16 protein-coding genes and 1 riboswitch are annotated in these 16,995 nt (G+C 43.4%); of the genes, 8 read left to right on the top strand and 8 right to left on the bottom strand.

What is annotated here, in order from left to right; genetic code table 11:
* The first annotated feature begins 295 nt into the window (after window positions 1–295).
* From LC20001_RS01725 to LC20001_RS01700, 6 genes are all read left to right on the top strand, one after another.
* Window positions 296–1,492, top strand: coding sequence for an aminotransferase-like domain-containing protein (locus LC20001_RS01725; RefSeq protein ID WP_010011447.1), 1,197 nt, complete (start codon window positions 296–298; stop codon window positions 1,490–1,492).
* 73 nt (window positions 1,493–1,565) lie between these two features.
* Window positions 1,566–2,378: a Cof-type HAD-IIB family hydrolase gene (locus LC20001_RS01720; RefSeq protein WP_003678225.1), complete on the top strand. Its 813-nt coding sequence runs from the start codon at window positions 1,566–1,568 to the stop codon at window positions 2,376–2,378.
* Window positions 2,379–2,509: 131 nt separating this feature from the next.
* Window positions 2,510–3,805 carry a GHKL domain-containing protein gene (locus LC20001_RS01715; protein ID WP_010011446.1) on the top strand — a complete coding sequence of 432 codons (1,296 nt, stop codon included), beginning with the start codon at window positions 2,510–2,512 and terminating at the stop codon, window positions 3,803–3,805.
* On the top strand, window positions 3,805–4,548 hold the full coding sequence (locus tag LC20001_RS01710; RefSeq protein ID WP_010011444.1) for a LytTR family transcriptional regulator DNA-binding domain-containing protein: 744 nt from the start codon (window positions 3,805–3,807) through the stop codon (window positions 4,546–4,548). The genes LC20001_RS01715 and LC20001_RS01710 overlap by 1 nt, the downstream gene beginning before the upstream one ends.
* A gap of 98 nt (window positions 4,549–4,646) precedes the next feature.
* Window positions 4,647–6,071 carry an oligosaccharide flippase family protein gene (locus LC20001_RS01705; protein ID WP_010011442.1) on the top strand — a complete coding sequence of 475 codons (1,425 nt, stop codon included), beginning with the start codon at window positions 4,647–4,649 and terminating at the stop codon, window positions 6,069–6,071.
* 57 nt (window positions 6,072–6,128) lie between these two features.
* On the top strand, window positions 6,129–6,935 hold the full coding sequence (locus tag LC20001_RS01700) for a Cof-type HAD-IIB family hydrolase (protein WP_003678233.1): 807 nt from the start codon (window positions 6,129–6,131) through the stop codon (window positions 6,933–6,935).
* Between the two features lie 54 nt (window positions 6,936–6,989).
* Here the strand turns inward: LC20001_RS01700 and LC20001_RS01695 are convergent, their stop codons facing one another.
* Both LC20001_RS01695 and metE read right to left on the bottom strand, forming a co-directional pair.
* Window positions 6,990–8,843, bottom strand: coding sequence for a bifunctional homocysteine S-methyltransferase/methylenetetrahydrofolate reductase (locus tag LC20001_RS01695; protein WP_056943254.1), 1,854 nt, complete (start codon window positions 8,841–8,843; stop codon window positions 6,990–6,992).
* A 79-nt stretch (window positions 8,844–8,922) separates the two neighbouring features.
* Complete coding sequence (gene metE / locus LC20001_RS01690; RefSeq protein ID WP_010011441.1) at window positions 8,923–11,211, bottom strand: 5-methyltetrahydropteroyltriglutamate--homocysteine S-methyltransferase; 2,289 nt, start codon at window positions 11,209–11,211, stop codon at window positions 8,923–8,925.
* A gap of 432 nt (window positions 11,212–11,643) precedes the next feature.
* Between metE and LC20001_RS01685 the strand changes: the two genes are divergently transcribed.
* A complete protein-coding gene (locus LC20001_RS01685) occupies window positions 11,644–12,246 on the top strand; it encodes a CadD family cadmium resistance transporter (protein ID WP_003678238.1) in 603 nt (200 codons plus the stop codon).
* A 56-nt stretch (window positions 12,247–12,302) separates the two neighbouring features.
* Here the strand turns inward: LC20001_RS01685 and pnuC are convergent, their stop codons facing one another.
* The 3 genes from pnuC to LC20001_RS01670 all read right to left on the bottom strand — a co-directional run bounded on the left by pnuC (window position 12,303) and on the right by LC20001_RS01670 (window position 14,404).
* Complete coding sequence (gene pnuC / locus LC20001_RS01680) at window positions 12,303–13,064, bottom strand: nicotinamide riboside transporter PnuC (RefSeq protein WP_010011440.1); 762 nt, start codon at window positions 13,062–13,064, stop codon at window positions 12,303–12,305.
* A 254-nt stretch (window positions 13,065–13,318) separates the two neighbouring features.
* Window positions 13,319–13,519, bottom strand: a complete 201-nt coding sequence (locus LC20001_RS01675) for a hypothetical protein (RefSeq protein ID WP_010011439.1) — start codon at window positions 13,517–13,519, stop codon at window positions 13,319–13,321.
* A 171-nt stretch (window positions 13,520–13,690) separates the two neighbouring features.
* Window positions 13,691–14,404, bottom strand: a complete 714-nt coding sequence (locus tag LC20001_RS01670) for a hypothetical protein (protein WP_373878848.1) — start codon at window positions 14,402–14,404, stop codon at window positions 13,691–13,693.
* 192 nt (window positions 14,405–14,596) lie between these two features.
* Window positions 14,597–14,698, top strand: a riboswitch (SAM riboswitch).
* A gap of 87 nt (window positions 14,699–14,785) precedes the next feature.
* Here LC20001_RS01670 and LC20001_RS14350 point away from each other — a divergent pair.
* On the top strand, window positions 14,786–14,935 hold the full coding sequence (locus LC20001_RS14350) for a hypothetical protein (RefSeq protein WP_010011436.1): 150 nt from the start codon (window positions 14,786–14,788) through the stop codon (window positions 14,933–14,935).
* A gap of 44 nt (window positions 14,936–14,979) precedes the next feature.
* Here LC20001_RS14350 and LC20001_RS01665 read toward each other — a convergent pair whose 3' ends face one another.
* The 3 genes from LC20001_RS01665 to LC20001_RS01655 all read right to left on the bottom strand — a co-directional run bounded on the left by LC20001_RS01665 (window position 14,980) and on the right by LC20001_RS01655 (window position 16,916).
* Entirely contained in the window at window positions 14,980–15,174 is a 195-nt protein-coding gene (locus tag LC20001_RS01665) for an LBP_cg2779 family protein (protein ID WP_010011435.1), read from the bottom strand.
* A 72-nt stretch (window positions 15,175–15,246) separates the two neighbouring features.
* On the bottom strand, window positions 15,247–16,191 hold the full coding sequence (hemH, locus tag LC20001_RS01660) for a ferrochelatase (protein ID WP_010011434.1): 945 nt from the start codon (window positions 16,189–16,191) through the stop codon (window positions 15,247–15,249).
* 44 nt (window positions 16,192–16,235) lie between these two features.
* A complete protein-coding gene (locus LC20001_RS01655; RefSeq protein WP_010011433.1) occupies window positions 16,236–16,916 on the bottom strand; it encodes a class A sortase in 681 nt (226 codons plus the stop codon).
* Window positions 16,917–16,995: the final 79 nt, after the last annotated feature.

Here is a 16,995-nt window from a genome sequence, read left to right as displayed (position 1 = left end):
CGTAATCTTCAAGTTAACTAGCAGTCTTAAATCGACACTGAAAATAAATTTTTTCTATTGTCTTCACTATGTACAAACAACGTTTCAATGTTTAGCGGCCAGATGAAGTACGGGGTGCGAGGACCAGCTGCTCAAAATCTTGGCGCTTTTTCAATACACGCCGTCAAATAATATACTGATGAATATATTTCATCTAAATATGAAAAAGCTGAGTTTTACTTATTACTGCGTTCATTTTATCATAATAGACAACAACTCGTAAACGACACTGTAATTAATTATTGGAGGGATTACCATGGTAAAATTTGCAAATCGAATTCAACCTTGCGACAACGGACTAAATGATATCTTTACTTACGCCAATGACCCAGCGCTGATTTCATTTGCCGCCGGCTATCCTAACAATCATTTATTTCCGCAAGCCGAATTAAAAAGCGCCTTTGCATCTAGTTTAACCGATAGCACCTCCTTGCAATATAGTGGTGCCGCTGGTTTAAAAAGTCTCCGCGCTAAAATCGCGCAACACATCAGTTCTCCACGACGGACTTTTACTGCTGCTGAAATTTTACTGACTCAAGGTGCGCAGCAAGGTCTCGACCTAACAGCAAAGTTATTACTTGATCCAGGCGATGGTGTTGTGGTTGAAGCGCCCACTTATCTAGGTGCACTTTCTGCTTTTGATGCCTATCAGCCCACTTATTACGAAGTGCCATTGCAAGACGACGGTATGGATCTGAACGTTTTACAGAAAACGTTAATGACGCACCACGTTAAATTTATTTATACGATTCCCGATTTTCAAAATCCAACTGGCAGCACACTATCATTACCGAAACGTCAAGCTTTATTACGTTTGGCGCAACGCTATGATGTCATTATTTTAGAAGACAGCCCCTACCGCGATCTGCGCTTCAGTGGTGAGTCGTTACCCTCACTAGCTAGTCTAGATACCACTGATCACGTTATTAGTTTAGGTAGCTTTTCTAAAATTTTATCGCCAGGATTGCGTTTAGGTTGGTTAGTCACCACACCAGAGTTGTTGGTGCCCCTAACTGAATTAAAACTCGGTAATGACGTCCAATCCTCTACTCTGGTTATGAGCGCAATTGATCAATATTTAGACCAACATGACCTCAGCGATCATATTGCCAAAATGAATCAGGCATATGCTGCTAAAATGGCAACCATGCTAAATGCACTAGATCATTACCTGCCAGCTGCCGTTAACTTCACTCGTCCGCGTGGCGGCTTCTTCATCTATTTAACCTTACCCGCTGATATCGACACTGGCGAATTACTGAAGCAAGTGATTTTACCACAAGCCAAAGTCGCTTACGTCCCCAGCGCAAGTCTTTTCCCAGTTAGTCATCAAGCTAACGGTCTCCGGCTCAATTTTACCAACCTAGACACGGCAACGATCGAACTTGGTGTCAAACGTTTAGGCCAAATTTTGACGCGAGTGTTGGCGCAGCCAAAGTACGCTAAGCTATAATTAAAATCTGATAGCCAGCGCCCGGTTCAAGCGGTACAATAGAGCCATCAGATTTTTGGGAGGCCGTACTTTTTTGACAATCAAACTAATCGCCACAGACGTGGATGGCACTTTTTTAAACGATCAACATCAGTATGAGATCGACCGTTTCAACGAACAATTACAAGAATTAAAGCACCGCAAGATCCACTTCGCCATCGCCAGTGGTAATCACTATAGTCATTTACAAATGATTTTTGGGACTAAATCGCCAATCGTCACTTTTATCGCTGAAAACGGCGCTTTAACCATGGATCGTGGTCAAGTCATTGCTGAATCAAGATTGGCACCAACTATTATTCAGCAATTATTACGCCAATTAAAGGACGACCCTAACTTACAGCCGGAATCGATTCACCTATCTGGTCAACATGCCAGCTACATGAATGCAGCCGAAGCCGCAACAACGACACCCGAGATCAAATATTTTTATAATAATCTCAAGCTGGTACCAGATATTAGCCAAGTCGACGATCATATTTACAAATTAAACGCGATCTGGAATCATACACCGCTTAAACCCAAAGCGGATTACCTTAACGCTAAGTTTCCCGGTGTAATTCACGCAACTGCCAGCGGTTTTGGTAGTATCGATATTATCGCTGGTGGCGTCAATAAGGGGACTGGCTTACAACAGTTAGAAGATCACTTGCATTTAACGGCCGCTAACATCGCCGCTTTTGGGGATAATTTCAATGATCTCGAAATGTTGAATCGTGCTAAATACAGCTATGCAATGTGTAATGCTGTACCAGAAGTTCAACAGCAAGCTGCTTTCGTTACCCGCTTGGATAACAATCACTTTGGCGTGCTCGATACGATCGATCAAATATTGAAACAAAATTAAAATAGAGCAACCGATTTGGTTGCTCTATTTTTTTGACGTTAAACTACTAATTAAGGACGCTCACCGAGCTGGTTCTGCAAAATAGCCCCAAATCGAGTATGCTAAAAGAAACCAATTAAGGAGTTGCCATCGTGAACTGGATCATTTCTTGCCTACTGATACTAGGCGTTCACTTATTAGCGGACTACATTGCTGTCGAGCGCCGAACCTGGCGTATTCGCGGCTACGCAATTTTATTGAGTTTACTTTTCGGCAGTTTATTGCTATTTTGGGGCCGAATCGTTTTTGTGCTACTGCTTCTTTGTTACTTAAGCTATTATGTCCTTCAACAGAAAAAGCGGCCGGTGTTGACTGAGTTGGTCAAGTTCTGTTCAGCGCTAAGCTTACAATTGATTTTTGTCAGTTTAGCTACGATTTTTGCGGTGGCTAGCGGTAAATTATGGCCCGCACTCACTGATTACACAAACATAATTAGTTTAATGATTGATTACGGCTTGATCGGTGGCTTTATTATTTTATTGCACTATCTGAAAATTTTTGCGGCGATCACCAGTATTTTCCGCCAAGTCCAAGTACAAAAATATTTTCTCGCCCTTTTGCTGATCTGCTTTAGTGCCTTATCCGCATTATTATGGTTGATCGATTTTTACCAATTGAATACGGCCAGTCGTAGTTTACTGATTGCCGGTTTCAGTAGCCTAATTTTGCTGACCGCCTTTATTTTCGTTTATTTTCTGAAGATTTTTAATTTACGTAACGAACAATTGGTTGCGCAACGTGATTATCAGAATTTATTAGTTTACGCCCAAGCGATTGAAAAAAATGACCGCACTTTGCGTAAATTCAAACATGACCAGCAAAATATTCTACTGTCATTACAGACCTACGTTAACGAAAGTCAGCAACCAGAACTACAACAGTATTTCCAGCAGATTCTGGATAACGCCAACGCTCAATTACAAGTAGCGCCACAATTTGCCAACTTAGATTTGATTGCCGATAAGCCGTTGCGCAGCATTTTACTGCAAAAGTTAGCCCAAGCACAACAGGATGCGGTGACGGTCAAATTAGAGCTAACTAAGCCATTCGCTTTAGCGGCACCGATCTCAGTGGCACAAATTCGAATGCTGGGTATCATTCTCGACAATGCGCTTGAGGCCGCTAAAAGCGCTACGACACCAGCTGTTCAGGTCGCTTTGTTCAGTTACCCAAACGGCGACGCTGAATTGATCGTCGCCAACAACTTTGCGACTGCACCTAACTTTGGTCATTTATTTGACTACGGTTACTCACAAAAAGGAACTGAGCGTGGTACCGGTTTAGCCAGTCTACGTGAATTAGCTGAACAACAGCCAAACTTATTGTTAGATATAAGCCAAACCGCAACTGAATTTCGTGTGATTCTAACTTTTATGGAGGCAAATTGATGTTGACCACCTTTATTCTCGAAGATAATCCCCAGCAGCGTTTTTACTATCAGCAAGTTGTACGCACCCAGATCATGATCGATGAATTAGATATGCAATTAGCAGTCGTCACCGCCACACCAGCAGCGATTCAGGATTATTTAGTACAGAATCCGCAGACGCACGGCTTATTTTTATTCGATATTGAAATCGGTACGGAGCTAACGGCTGGGCTTGATTTAGCGGTTTGGGTTCGCGAACGCTTTTTTGACGCGCAGATTATTTTCATGACCACCCACACCGAGATGGCTTTTCTCACCTTTGAACGCAAAATTGCGCCAATGGATTATTTGCTAAAGGATAAGGGTATGACGCTAGTGGAAGCTCAATTACGTGCAGATATTCAGCTGGCCGTGCAGCGGTATAACCAAACGATCGTTATCAATACACAAAAATTTGGTTATCGGATCGGCCAACGTTACTATGAAATTCCGTTTGCACAACTTTACTTTTTAGAAACTGCTCCCGGTAATACCGGTAAATTGATCATTCATGCGCAACAACGTCAAGCCGAATTCATCGGTAAACTAAGCGAACAAGCCACCAAATACCCGCACTTATTTTTAGCTCACCGTAGTATTTTGTTAAATCCGCAAACGATCGTCAGTTTTGACACGGCTAAACGAGTGGCTTACTTTCCCGATCAGCAGAGTTGTCTAGTAGCTTTCCGCAAAGTGGCGGCACTTAATCATTTATTACGCTGACCGTGCGTTTAGTAACGTTGACCGTTGTTGACTGCTAAATGAGTTACAAAACGCTTAACATCAGTAATGGATCTATTTCATGGAAGGGATCATTACTGATGAAATTAATTAAAAACTGGCTATATAACCTAAGCTATAATTTATTATTACTGATCTTGCCGTTGATCACTGTACCCTACGTTTCGCGTGTAATCGGCGTTACCGGTGTAGGCATTAGTGATTACACTGGTGCTGCTGTCAATTACTTTCTAATTTTCGGTACGCTAGGTATTGGGCTATACGCTAATCGTACGTTAGCTTACCAGCGCGATAACAAAGTTGTGCGCTCGCGCTTATTTTGGGAGATCACTTGCTTACAGCTACTGACGCTCAGCTTAGCTTTTGGCGCCTTCATGCTTTATTGGTTATTCACTGATCAATACCGCACTTATTTATTGCTTCAAGCTTTGATTTTACCGGCGGCTGCGTTTGATATCTCTTGGTATTTCATGGGTATGGAAGATTTTGGCAAGGTTGTGCTGCGGAACGCTTTAGTCCGTTTGCTGGCGATTGGGCTTACTTTTACATTGGTTCATTCAGCCGCTGACCTCTGGTTGTACATTTTATTTAATACCGGTAGCAGCCTACTGGGTAATCTAACCATGTGGCCTTATTTAACCAAGCAAATTCAGCGCATCCCACTACGACAACTGCAGCCTTTCCGCCATTTACGTGGTAGTCTGACTTTATTTTTACCGACGATCGCCACGCAGATCTACTTAAGCCTTAATCGCAACTTATTGGGTTGGTTGGTTTCAATGGCGGCGGTGGGCTATTACGGTTATGCTGATCGGGTGATCCGGCTAGTGATCGGTATTGTCACCGCTTCGGGTACCGTTATTTTACCGCATATGGCAAATCAAGTTGCCCAACATCAGTACACGGCGATCAAACGAAATTTATATCGTTCATTCGATTTCACAACTGCATTAGCCGTGCCACTTACTTTGGGGATCGCCGCGCTGGGACCAAGTTTTAGTCGCTGGTATTTAGGAAGTGGCTACACCCTCACCGGACAGCTGCTAGTCGTGGAAGCACCAGCTATTCTACTGATTGCTTGGGGCAACGTTACTGGCGTGCAACTGTTATTGCCACTTAATCGTAACCAGGCGTACACCCGCTCGGTTTTTCTCGGCGCCATCATCAGCGTAGGCGCTAATCTGATTTTAATTCCACTCGCCGGTGCGTTAGGTGCAGCCGTGGCGACAGTATTGACTGAATTTAGTGTGACTGCCTATCAACTGCACGCGGTGCGTGATTTTATTAGCCGCCGGCAACTTTTTACTGCAACCTGGAAATATTTACTCAGCGGGCTGCTTATGTTTAGCCTATTACACCTACTGCCGGTACATAATTTTGCCGGACTTATTTTGGCGGTCAGCGCAGGCGGGCTCACTTATTTAATCGCCTTGAAACTATTAGCCGCACCTGTGCTCAACGAACTAACCAGTTTTGGGCGTAAAATCGGTTATCGCTTTCGTTAACACAGAATGCGCTTTCTACGGTACAATAGAGATAACTTATTTCTGGAGGTTGGCGACTTGACGATAAAATTAATTGCAACCGATATTGATGGCACTTTTCTCAACGACCAACATGAATACGCGATCGACCGCTTTAATGAATTATTGCAGGAAATGCGGCGGCGCCAGATCCATTTTGCAATCGCCAGTGGCAATCACTACGGCCATTTAGTCGATATTTTCGCTGCCCGCTCTCACATCAACACCTTCATGGCTGAAAATGGCGCTTTGATCATGGATCAACAGACGATTGTGGCGGAAACGCGGCTACCACAGCAAACAATGCAGCAACTATTGCGTATCTTACATGACGATCCGCTGTTGCAACCTGATTCGATTCGACTATCGGGCCAACAGGCTAGTTATATGAATCGGACTGACCCGGACGTCAACGATGTTGAATTGCGTTACTTTATCAGTAATCTGCAATTAGTCGATGATATCGGGCAAGTGACTGATCATATTTATAAAGTTAACGTAGCGTGGAAACACGAGGATATCAAAGCCAAAGCCGACTATTTAAACGCTAAGTTTCCTGGTGCTTTTCACGCAACTGCTAGTGGTTTTGGCAGTATCGACGTTATCCCTGCCGGCATCAACAAAGGCGTTGGCCTACAGCAGCTAGAAGATTATTGGCAACTGACACCGGATGAGGTCGCAGCCTTTGGCGATAACTATAATGATCTAGAAATGTTGCGCCGGGCCAAATATGGCTATGCCATGTTGAACGCTGAACCCGCAGTGCAGCAACAAGCCAGCTTCGTTACTCGCTTAGACAATAATCATTTTGGCGTGCTGGATACGATCGAAAACCTACTAAAATAAACCCAAATAAATAAAGCAGTTCCACCAACTTATCGGCAGAACTGCTTTATTTATTTAAACGCTCACGGCATTTTTAGCTTGAACATAATTCAATAATTCTAGTGAGATCTCGTGGTGGCGTAGTGGTGTATTAATATGAACACCGTTAAAGTCCGCGCAGATCGCATCAATCGTTTCTTTGGCAATCTGCAAACCAACCTCGCGTTCATTACCATCCGCCTCTGCTTGTTGCATCCGTGCCAACGTATCGTCAGCTAAACGAATTCCCGGAACTTCATGATGCAAAAAATTGGCATTGCGGAAGGATAATAATGGCATAACGCCAACAAAAATCGGTGTGGTGATGCCCTGTTCGTCCAAGGCTAAACGCAATTCGTGAACCTTGGTAATATCAAAAATTGGTTGCGTAATAATAAAGTCGGCGCCGTACGCCGTTTTTCGGGTGATCATTTTGCAGGCGCGTTCAACGTTGCGGACATTAGGATTAAAAGCCCCGCCGACAGCAAAATTAGTTTTTTCCTGTAAATTACGGCCCGTTGGGGAAATACCGGCATTGAATTTCTTGATCATCTGCATCAATTCAACTGAATGTAAATCATAAACCGAAGTTGCCCCCGGTAGATCGCCGACTTTAGCTGGATCACCAGTGATTACTAAAATATTAGCGATACCTAACGTGTGTAGCCCCATGATCTCCGACTGTAAGCCGATCAAATTATGATCGCGGGTGGTCAGGTGAACCAGCGGCGTGATGCCGTATTGGTATTTTAGCTGTGCCGCCAACGCTACATTACTGATCGTTGGATTGGCCAACGGACCGTCCGATAACGTGATCGCACCAGCCCCAGCTTGACTTAACGTTTGAGCGCCGCGGAAAAACTTCGCTGTAGTAAAAGTTTTCGGTGGATCAAGTTCGACCAACGCTACTTTTTCATGTTGCACCCGTTGGAGAAAATCATGTTGCCGCGGGTCGGCTGCTGTTGGCACCGCCTCAGCTGCAGGCAAGGTCACTTTTTTAGTGGTTACCGGTTGGCGTGACTGTAATCCCGCAACTAAGCCTTTGATGTGCGCTGGTGTCGTTCCACAACAGCCACCAATCAAATGTGCCCCCTGCCGCCGGAAGGTATCACTATAATTTTCAAAATATTCAGCTGGGCTATCGTAAACCGTTTTACCGTTTTGGACATCGGGTAAGCCTGCATTAGGGTAGATCGCTAAAGCAGCTGTTTTCGGTAACGCAACACTTTCAAAAGCACGACTCATATTGTACGGTCCTAAGCGACAGTTGGCCCCCACCACATCAGCACCTAATGCAGCCAGATCTTGTAGCGCAGTATTTAATGGCGTACCATCCTGCAATACCCCTGGCTCATACATTGTCACATTAGCAACCACTGGCAGATCAGTCAGCGCGCGCACGATTTTGAGCGCCCGCTTCAATTCATTGATATCATAGTAAGTTTCCAGCAAAAGACCATCAATAGCTTGAGTCTGCAATAAATAGGTTGCCTGTTCTTGTACACCAGCATCAATTTCTTCCGCCGTCAACGGTTCGATCTCCGTATCCGTGACCCCAGCGATGCCACCGATCGTGCCTAAAACATACACTGGATGTTCAGCAGCGATCTGCGCAGTATGGGCCAAACTAACCGCGGCCTCGTTGATTGCTTTCGTTTTATCGGCTAGACCGTAGCGATTAAGCTTGATGCGATTGGCCGCATACGTATTAGTTTGGATCACATCGGCGCCTGCCGCAATGTAGGCTTGATGAATCTTGAGAATATCGCCACCGTGGGTCAAATTTAAACCTTCAAATGCAGAGTTAACGTCATATTGACTATATAAAAGGGTCCCCATCGCACCATCAGCGATCAATACTTGTTGTTGCAGTGCTTCCTTGAAACTCATCCCTAATCCCCCTTCCTTGATTGGTTCTACAATCGGCGCAAGCTAAGTCCGCCTGCAACTCAATTTGCGCAAACACGCACTACTCAGTTACGCCTAATTTTGCGCAAACTTGATTACGTGCTTGCACCATGTTGCGTAATGCGGCGATGGTTTCCGGTTCTTTACGTGTTTTCAAGCCGCAATCGGGGTTGATCCAGAATTGATGAACGTCAATCACTTGTAAAGCGCGGTCGATATTCTGTTCAATTTCTTCAACTGATGGCACCCGTGGACTGTGAATATCGTAAACACCGAGGCCGATCTGCTTGTCGTATTTCGTTTGTTCAAATGCTTTGATACTTTCACCATGTGACCGTGACGATTCGATCGAGATCACGTCAGCATCCAACGCACTAATGGCCGGCAAAATATCTTCAAAATCGGAATAGCACATATGCGTATGGATCTGCGTTTCGTCTTTGACTCCAGTTGTGGTGATCTTGAACGCTTTGACAGCGTTAGCCAAGTAGTCAGCCCGGTAACGCGGCTTCAGTGGTAAGCCTTCGCGTAAGGCTGGTTCGTCAACTTGAATGATCTTAATACCAGCATCCTCTAACGCCTGCACTTCATGACGTAAAGCCAGCCCGATTTGATCAGCAACAAGATTCTTCGCCAAATCATCACGAACAAAACTCCAGTTAATGATGGTTACGGCCGAAGTCAGCATCCCTTTAACTAAACGGTCAGTCTGCTCTTGGGCAAAAACCGTATCGCGCACGGTAATTGGTTCCGTCCATTGTACATCCCCAAAGACAACTGGTGGCTTAACGCCGCGGGAACCATAACTTTGCACCCAACCATTTTGCGTAGTCGTGAAGCCTTTCAATTTTTGACCAAAGTATTCGACCATGTCAGTCCGTTCAAATTCACCATGAACCAGCACGTCGATGTCGAGATCTTCTTGGATTTTAAGCCAACGCTTAGCTTCTTGATCCAAAAAGGCTTGATAGTCGGCTGTCGATAAGTCCCCTTTACGCCAAGCTTTCCGGTGAGAACGGACTTCAGCCGATTGTGGGAAACTACCAATCGTTGTGGTTGGTAACAGCGGTAAGTGCAATACTTTCTGTGCTTTGACCCGCTCTGGGTAAGCTGAATGCCGTTCCGTTGGTGCAGCCAAAATGGCTTTGACGGCTTGGGCGACTTCTGGATTATTCCGGTGTTCTGAATGATTTAATTGATCTAATACTGCCTGGCTCGCCTGTAAGTCGGCGGTAACATCAGCACCGTTAGCCGCTTTCGTCAAAGTAACGATCTCAGCCAATTTTTGATCAGCAAAAGCTAAACCATTTTTGATCACTGGATCCAACTTATGTTCGTTAGCGGTAGTGATCGGCACATGCAATAATGAATTAGATGGTTGTAACCATAATTGCGCGCTGGCTACCTTTTTCCGTAACTGGCTGACCAAAGTTTGCTTAGCGGTTAAGTCACTGCGCCAGATATTACGCCCATCAACGATACCAGCAGCTAACACTTTAGTTTCAGGGAAACCATGTGCTTGCAATGCTTGCAAGTTTTCACCATGGTCATGGACAAAATCAAGCCCAAAGCCTTCAGCCGGCAAATTAACGATCTCCGTGTAATAATCCAACGAGGCAAAGTAAGTTTGCACTAGCACATTGACCTCAGGTGCCGCTTCATGCAATACTTCCAACGCATGCCGATACAGATCAAGTTCCGCTTTATCAGTAGTGACCAAAGTTGGTTCATCCAGTTGGATCCATTTGGCCCCGGCGGCAGCTAATTCATGGAAGATCTGCACATAAAGGGGCAGTAACTCATCCAGTAATTGAGCTAAAAGTTCACCACGGACATATTCATCGTTAACTTTACTCAACTTCAAGAAACTAACTGGGCCAAGAATAACTGGTTTGCCATCAATACCGAGCGCAGCTTTAGCTTCGTTATAATAAGTCAACCAGCGATTATCTAACAATTTAAATTGAACGTGGTCGAGTTCTGGAACAATGTAGTGATAGTTGGTGTTGAACCATTTTGTCATTTCTGCGGCGACAGCATCCTTAGTTCCGCGGGCAACACTGTAATAGTCAGCTAAACTTAGCTTTTCTGTGAACTTACCAAAACGTTGCGGTACAGCGCCAAAAGCAACTGCCGTATCCAATACGTGATCATAATTCGAATAATCAGCAACTGGAATCAGATCAACACCAGCAGTTTGCTGCTTCTTTAAGTTTGCTAACCGCAAAGCTTTCGTTTGTGCCGTGAATTCAGCTTCATCAATTTTATGACTCCATAAATGCTCCAGTAAGAATTTCCATTCCCGTTTTTCACCTAACCGTGGATAACCTTGATTACTACTTTTTACCATATTTTCTCATCCTCCCATATAATTGCACTAAAAAAAGCGCCATCCTTTGTATAACAAAGGACGACGCTTTCGCGATCGCGGTACCACCTTATTTTTCTAACGTTTCACAGCGTTAGACTCTACCAGTGCGTTGTATGAACAACAGACTGTGGTGCTGTATCGGGCACAACCGTTGGTAACTAACCGTAGCTCGCTACCAAACGCTCGGAGTTCATCTTCATTGCCATCGCACCATTCCTTTTCACTAACCGGAACTCTCTGCCGTTGCTCTCAGCAATTACTCTTCTCGTCTTAACGTTCTCATTTATTTTTAATCAGTGGCTAGAGAATACCATCACAAGTTAAGCTTGTCAACACCTAAAAATATTTTTTCAGCGCTAGGCGAGAACTATAAAACCCGTTATAATGTAGGCAGTTACAGGAGGACACTTTATGCTGAAAACAATTCTTACCGCCATTATTCTCTATACCTCAACTGCGTTAGATCTACTCGTGATTCTAATGCTGTTATTTTCTAAATATCCCGGCCGCAACGCCCGACGTAACATTTATATCGGCCAATACATCGGCTCACTTTGTTTAATTGGCATCAGCCTCTTTTTTGCCTTTGTTTTGCACTATGTCCCGCAAAAATGGCTGCTCGGTTTATTGGGATTGATCCCAATTTTCTTTGGCATCAAGTATTTACTCAGCGATGAAGACGAAGCCGCCGAAGTCAATGAAAAATTAGATCAACGCCAGAACAAAAGCTTAGTGGCAACAGTGGCAATTACCACGATAGCTTCTTGCGGTGCCGATAATATCGGATTATTTGTCCCCTACTTTGTTTCCTTGACCTTTTGGCAATTATTGGTCACTTTAGTAATTTTTATTATTTGTATTTACATTCTGGTCACGCTAGGTGAAAAATCGGCTCATCTTAGCTTTGTTAAAGTTTTCCTAGCCCGCTACGGCAACTGGATCATGGCATTGATTTATATTGGTCTAGGTTGTCTGATCATCTGGGAAAGTGGTACGATTCAACATTTTATATAAGTTGAGTGAACTAAAAAGACGTTTAGCAACGGTATCAATTGCTAAACGTCTTTTTACTATAGACTAGATTTATCTAAATTTAATTTAGCGGCATACTCAGTTTCTTGCGCAACAACGCGCGCCCGCTCTTTTTTGTTGTACCATGGTGAAACGGTGAACGCTAAAACATCATTAGCCAAGTAGATCGAACTATTAATAAACATAGCTAATGTTGCGGAGCCTTGGCGGAAGGAAATAAACCAAAGTACCATTTGCGCTAGACCAGAAGCGACCCACCAAAAATACTGATTGTTGAAGCGTAGGAAGCAGATCACCCCAGCACTTAAGCTAATTGAAAAACTGATGGCATCGATCCATGGCCGTGGATCATCTGTGAATGCTTGAATCAAATAACCAGAAACCCCATAAACGATCACTGTAGCGATTACCGCAATGGTCCAGCTGCTAGCTGTAAATTTACGAATTTTCGCGGCCATGTTAACATTCCAGCTAGCACTAAGCAACACCGGAATATCTAGCGTAACCATGTACGCAAGTTGTTCACCAATACTAAGGTAATTTTTAGCAGCATAGCCGGTGATAATAAAGCAGATTGCTGATAAAATACCTAACCAACCGTTAACCGACTTAGCGGCATTGATCGCCAAGACACATAAAACGCCTAGTGTCGTACCAATAAAGGTCAAAATCGTCAATGGCGTGATCGGTGTATTGACTAAAGTCATGACCTGACACCCTAAACTAAAGAAAAACAAATAGTAATTTTGCTGCGGCCAGCCTTGTAATTGATGGGATAAAAATTTAATATAATTGCTCATTATGTGTCTCCTCTATATAAACATCAACCAGAATATATAGTATTCTAATTGATAATTTTAAAGTTTAGGCACAACATGTTGTGTATTTATTCGCGACGTTTTCTAGTATAACATAAATTATCAGCTGCGCATGATTAAAATTTAAATTATTATTTTGGTAAACTGTTACTTAAATCAACCAGCATTTTGCCAATAAAAAAATCCAGCACCGGTATGAACCGATCCTGGATCAAATTTTATCAGTAATTAGACAGCTAAAAAGCACCCATTAACAATGCAATTCCCAATAGGAAAAAAACAATCCCGAACGCAAGACCGTACCAAATAGCTAAGCTAGCAAAAGCTGAAGTAGCTTGATTTCCTTTTTGGTGAATCGTCCGAAATGAATTATAAAAAGCATAAAATTGCCAAAGTGAAATCAATAAAAAACCTATCCCGCCTAAACGTTCAAACATAATAATCCCCTCCTGTATATTAATTACTGTTATTACTTTAGTTTATAACTTATCCTATGAATATTAGATTGGTATATACATAAATCCTAACCACTTAGTGACCGTTACCCGTTGTACTGTCGGTAATTTAGCAGTCACTTGTTGCTCGATTTCATCATCAGTCAATAAAGTTTACAGGCGATAATGGAAATCGCCAGCCTTGACTGATAATAGTTGCCACCGACCCAGATCAGCTACCGGTGTTAAGTCGATTTGGGCGGCAGTACTGGTAAGTGTTACGTACTTCGCTGTTAGCGCTGCATTTGCGAAGTCATTGTTGAGCAGGCGATACTGTCGATCACGCTGCCCGATTTGATGATTGATACTTATGAGTCCAGCAAGACCTACTAGCCAGAGTAATAAGCCGCCTAAAAACGGGACACTAGACATCAGGCTACCTAAAATACCCATCCCACTAGGTGCTGTAAACCCACTAACATTCAAATAAACCATCCGGCTAAATATTGCCAGAAACCCCAACAAAGCCCACAGTAACTCTGCTTTCAACAGACGTTGCCGCGCTGCCGCTATGATTTTCCCGCTGACGATGTCATCAGCGGCTGTTTTCGGACTAGCATGCGCGCGCTTGGCCACCGCTGCATACTGCACAAATAGTTGCGGTGTCTTCAATGCCACATCTTGAATGATATTATCATCAGTTGTCCGTTCTGGTAACGTCGTTAAATAACGTGTGGCAATGAATACTGGAAAACTTTGCTGCTTAAACGAATAAACATATCCTGAAACATGCCGCAAATTCCAGCCTAACTTTGCCCAGTCATTCAACCAATCTTGCTCTTCAGCTGAACCCTTAGCCGCAAAACTAATTTTACGCAAACCGATCACCTCCGTACCAAAATAACAGATATAAGAAATCGCTTACTTAATTCTTAATTGTAGCACTTGCTATATAAAAAGCTACTTTTTACATAACTTTAAAATTATATTACGGTAAAAATTCCCATCACTATTCCGCATAATGGATAGCGTTTGCATTTACAAATAAAACTTGCTACACTAACAGTGAAATTAAGAACGTCTTTATCCAGAGTGCTTGAGGGATCTGGCCCGATGACAGCACAGCAACCTACCACAAAGCAAGGTGCTAATTCCAGCAGCAAGTAGCTGAGTAGATAAGGAGCACAATGTACGTATTCCAGCGCTTCTTTCAGCCAAGGCTAAAGGGGCGTTTTTATTTTCAATCATTTTTGATTGGAGGAATTTACAATGCGTTTAGTTGAAGAGAATTTCCGGCGGAAAATTACCGGACGGACAGACAAAAAGATCAACAATGATGTGACTGCACACCTAATTCAGCAGGCTCTAAAAGCAGCCTTAGTTGCTCACGAGCAAACTAAAAAAGTTAGTGATAAATAGAAATAAAGCGTGGACCGAATTAATTTTCAGTCCACGCTTTTTGTTTATTTACCTTGAATATACTCTTGAATGCGTTTAACGTCATCGGCCGGCGGCGTCATCTCCATCGCTTTTATAGCGTGAATATGTTCTACCGAAACGTGACTATTAAATGCCAATTCATTATCAGTCTGATCGTGACGTTTTTGGTATTGAATAATCTGTTCCGCTAACGCACTTAATTCCCGTGATTCACTCATGTCAATGCACCATCCTTCACCAATTTAATCGCAATAACTACTTTTAAGTGTACCACAATCACTTCAAAATGGTTACGCTTGACCAACTGCAATCGTGGCTAACAGACGGGTAAAAGTAGGACTACCGTTGAATGGGTGTAAATAGGTAAACTCGCTACCACCACTTTGCATAAAATAACCGCGATTTTCGTGATCGATTTCCTGCAAGGTCTCCAAACAATCAGCAACAAATCCTGGTGTGATCACGATCACTTGCTTAACACCTTGTTGGGGCAATGTACGCATCACTTGCGCGGTAGCTGGCTGTAGCCATTGTCCGGGGCCAAATTTAGATTGGTAGGACTGCGTATATGGTACGTCCCCGACCAACGCCATTACCCGTTTTGTTGTCTGCTCACATTGTTGCGGGTATGGGTCACCTTGGTCAGCGTATCGTTGCGGAATACCATGGTATGAAAAAACTAAATGCCCCGCTGGCTGCTGTTTTAGAGCTCGTTTAATTTGATTCGCCAATGCATGGATATAACTTGGTTCCTGATAAAAAGAACTCACAAAATGCAATTGCGGCGATGTCGCCGTTTGCCTAAAATACGCTGTAACTTGGTCAAACACTGAACCAACAGTCGTGGTCGAATACTGCGGATATTGTGGAATTACCGTCAGATCAGTGACTCCGTCGGCCTGCATCTCTTGCAATGCCGTGGCTACAGTCGGCTCACTATAGCACATCGCGTAACGTACAACAGATTCCGGCAACAAGGCTTGTAACTGTCGTGCCTGTGCTTGTGTATAAAGTAGCAGCGGCGACCCCTGCTTGGTCCAGATTTTCCGATATAAGGCTGCTGAACGCGGCGGCCGCATGGGTAAAATCATGCCATACAGAATCGGTAGCCATAGCGGTCGTGGCAAATCGATCACCCGTCGATCAGCCAGAAAACGACTTAAATAAGTGCGCACAGCCGCTGCTGTCGGCGTTTCCGGTGTTCCTAAATTGACCAACAAGACGCCTTTTTTCATATCTATACTCCCTTAGCGCACGCAAACACCAATTCATACGACTATTATTTATTGAACACTACAAGATTAGTCTTGGTTGCTTTAGTTGTCGCAATCAGCTTTCCTTGAACCGCTAACCGATTGACCCCACCGTCCGCACAAGTAATCAACGTTAATAACTTTTTACCAGGCACATCATCGATCAGTTCAGTTGCATACGGGTTGACCACTTTTTTGAACGTCACTTTATATTGATAAACTTTTGTCAAGTCCGTAATGTACATAGTTGTGCCTATTTGAATATTATCCAATGGTGAAAATAAATTAGCACCATTATTCAACATGTAGTGACCAGCCAATGCATAATTGCCTTGACCCATTTTCTGATCTTCTTTCATCGTTGCCCCACCAGTTGCCAGTGCATCATTTGACAAGCCCTTAACAATCGGTAAACGCATGTCGATACTTGGTATAGCCATCTTACCAATGGTCAAAACGCCATCCTGATTTACCGCAGCATGAGCCACCTCATTAACGCCTAAGGATTTAACTTGTTTAAAATTAAACGTGGTCTTCTTCTTAGCATTAGCAGTCACTTTCTTTTTAGTCAACTGCTCAATGTGATTTTGTGTCATGTTACTGATGACCCAATTCTTGATTGGCTCATTAAATACCAGTGCTAAACCAACAATCAATAAGATTCCGATACCAATATTTATGATCCATTTACGAACTCGCTTAGACATTTCTATTCACGACCTTTCGCTTTGTTTGCCCTTACATATTGTACTAAAAAAGTAACAAAAGCGTTATTAATATTTAGAC

The sequence above is a fragment of the Loigolactobacillus coryniformis subsp. coryniformis KCTC 3167 = DSM 20001 genome (assembly GCF_002706425.1).
Lineage (GTDB): Bacteria > Bacillota > Bacilli > Lactobacillales > Lactobacillaceae > Loigolactobacillus > Loigolactobacillus coryniformis.
The sequence above is the reverse complement of the archived record's forward strand: the minus strand, read 5'-3'. Positions and strand labels throughout refer to the sequence as shown.

What these genes read in the sequence shown, in the direction of transcription:
- LC20001_RS01695 (WP_056943254.1), bottom strand. Translation starts at nt 8,843, where the DNA reads ATGAGTTTCAAGGAAGCACTGCAACAACAAGTATTGATCGCTGATGGT.
- hemH (WP_010011434.1), bottom strand. Translation starts at nt 16,191, where the DNA reads ATGAAAAAAGGCGTCTTGTTGGTCAATTTAGGAACACCGGAAACGCCG.
- LC20001_RS01665 (WP_010011435.1), bottom strand. Translation starts at nt 15,174, where the DNA reads ATGAGTGAATCACGGGAATTAAGTGCGTTAGCGGAACAGATTATTCAA.
- pnuC (WP_010011440.1), bottom strand. Translation starts at nt 13,064, where the DNA reads ATGAGCAATTATATTAAATTTTTATCCCATCAATTACAAGGCTGGCCG.
- LC20001_RS01655 (WP_010011433.1), bottom strand. Translation starts at nt 16,916, where the DNA reads ATGTCTAAGCGAGTTCGTAAATGGATCATAAATATTGGTATCGGAATC.
- LC20001_RS01685 (WP_003678238.1), top strand. Translation starts at nt 11,644, where the DNA reads ATGCTGAAAACAATTCTTACCGCCATTATTCTCTATACCTCAACTGCG.
- metE (WP_010011441.1), bottom strand. Translation starts at nt 11,211, where the DNA reads ATGGTAAAAAGTAGTAATCAAGGTTATCCACGGTTAGGTGAAAAACGG.
- LC20001_RS01675 (WP_010011439.1), bottom strand. Translation starts at nt 13,519, where the DNA reads ATGTTTGAACGTTTAGGCGGGATAGGTTTTTTATTGATTTCACTTTGG.
- LC20001_RS01705 (WP_010011442.1), top strand. Translation starts at nt 4,647, where the DNA reads ATGAAATTAATTAAAAACTGGCTATATAACCTAAGCTATAATTTATTA.
- LC20001_RS01710 (WP_010011444.1), top strand. Translation starts at nt 3,805, where the DNA reads ATGTTGACCACCTTTATTCTCGAAGATAATCCCCAGCAGCGTTTTTAC.
- LC20001_RS14350 (WP_010011436.1), top strand. Translation starts at nt 14,786, where the DNA reads ATGCGTTTAGTTGAAGAGAATTTCCGGCGGAAAATTACCGGACGGACA.
- LC20001_RS01725 (WP_010011447.1), top strand. Translation starts at nt 296, where the DNA reads ATGGTAAAATTTGCAAATCGAATTCAACCTTGCGACAACGGACTAAAT.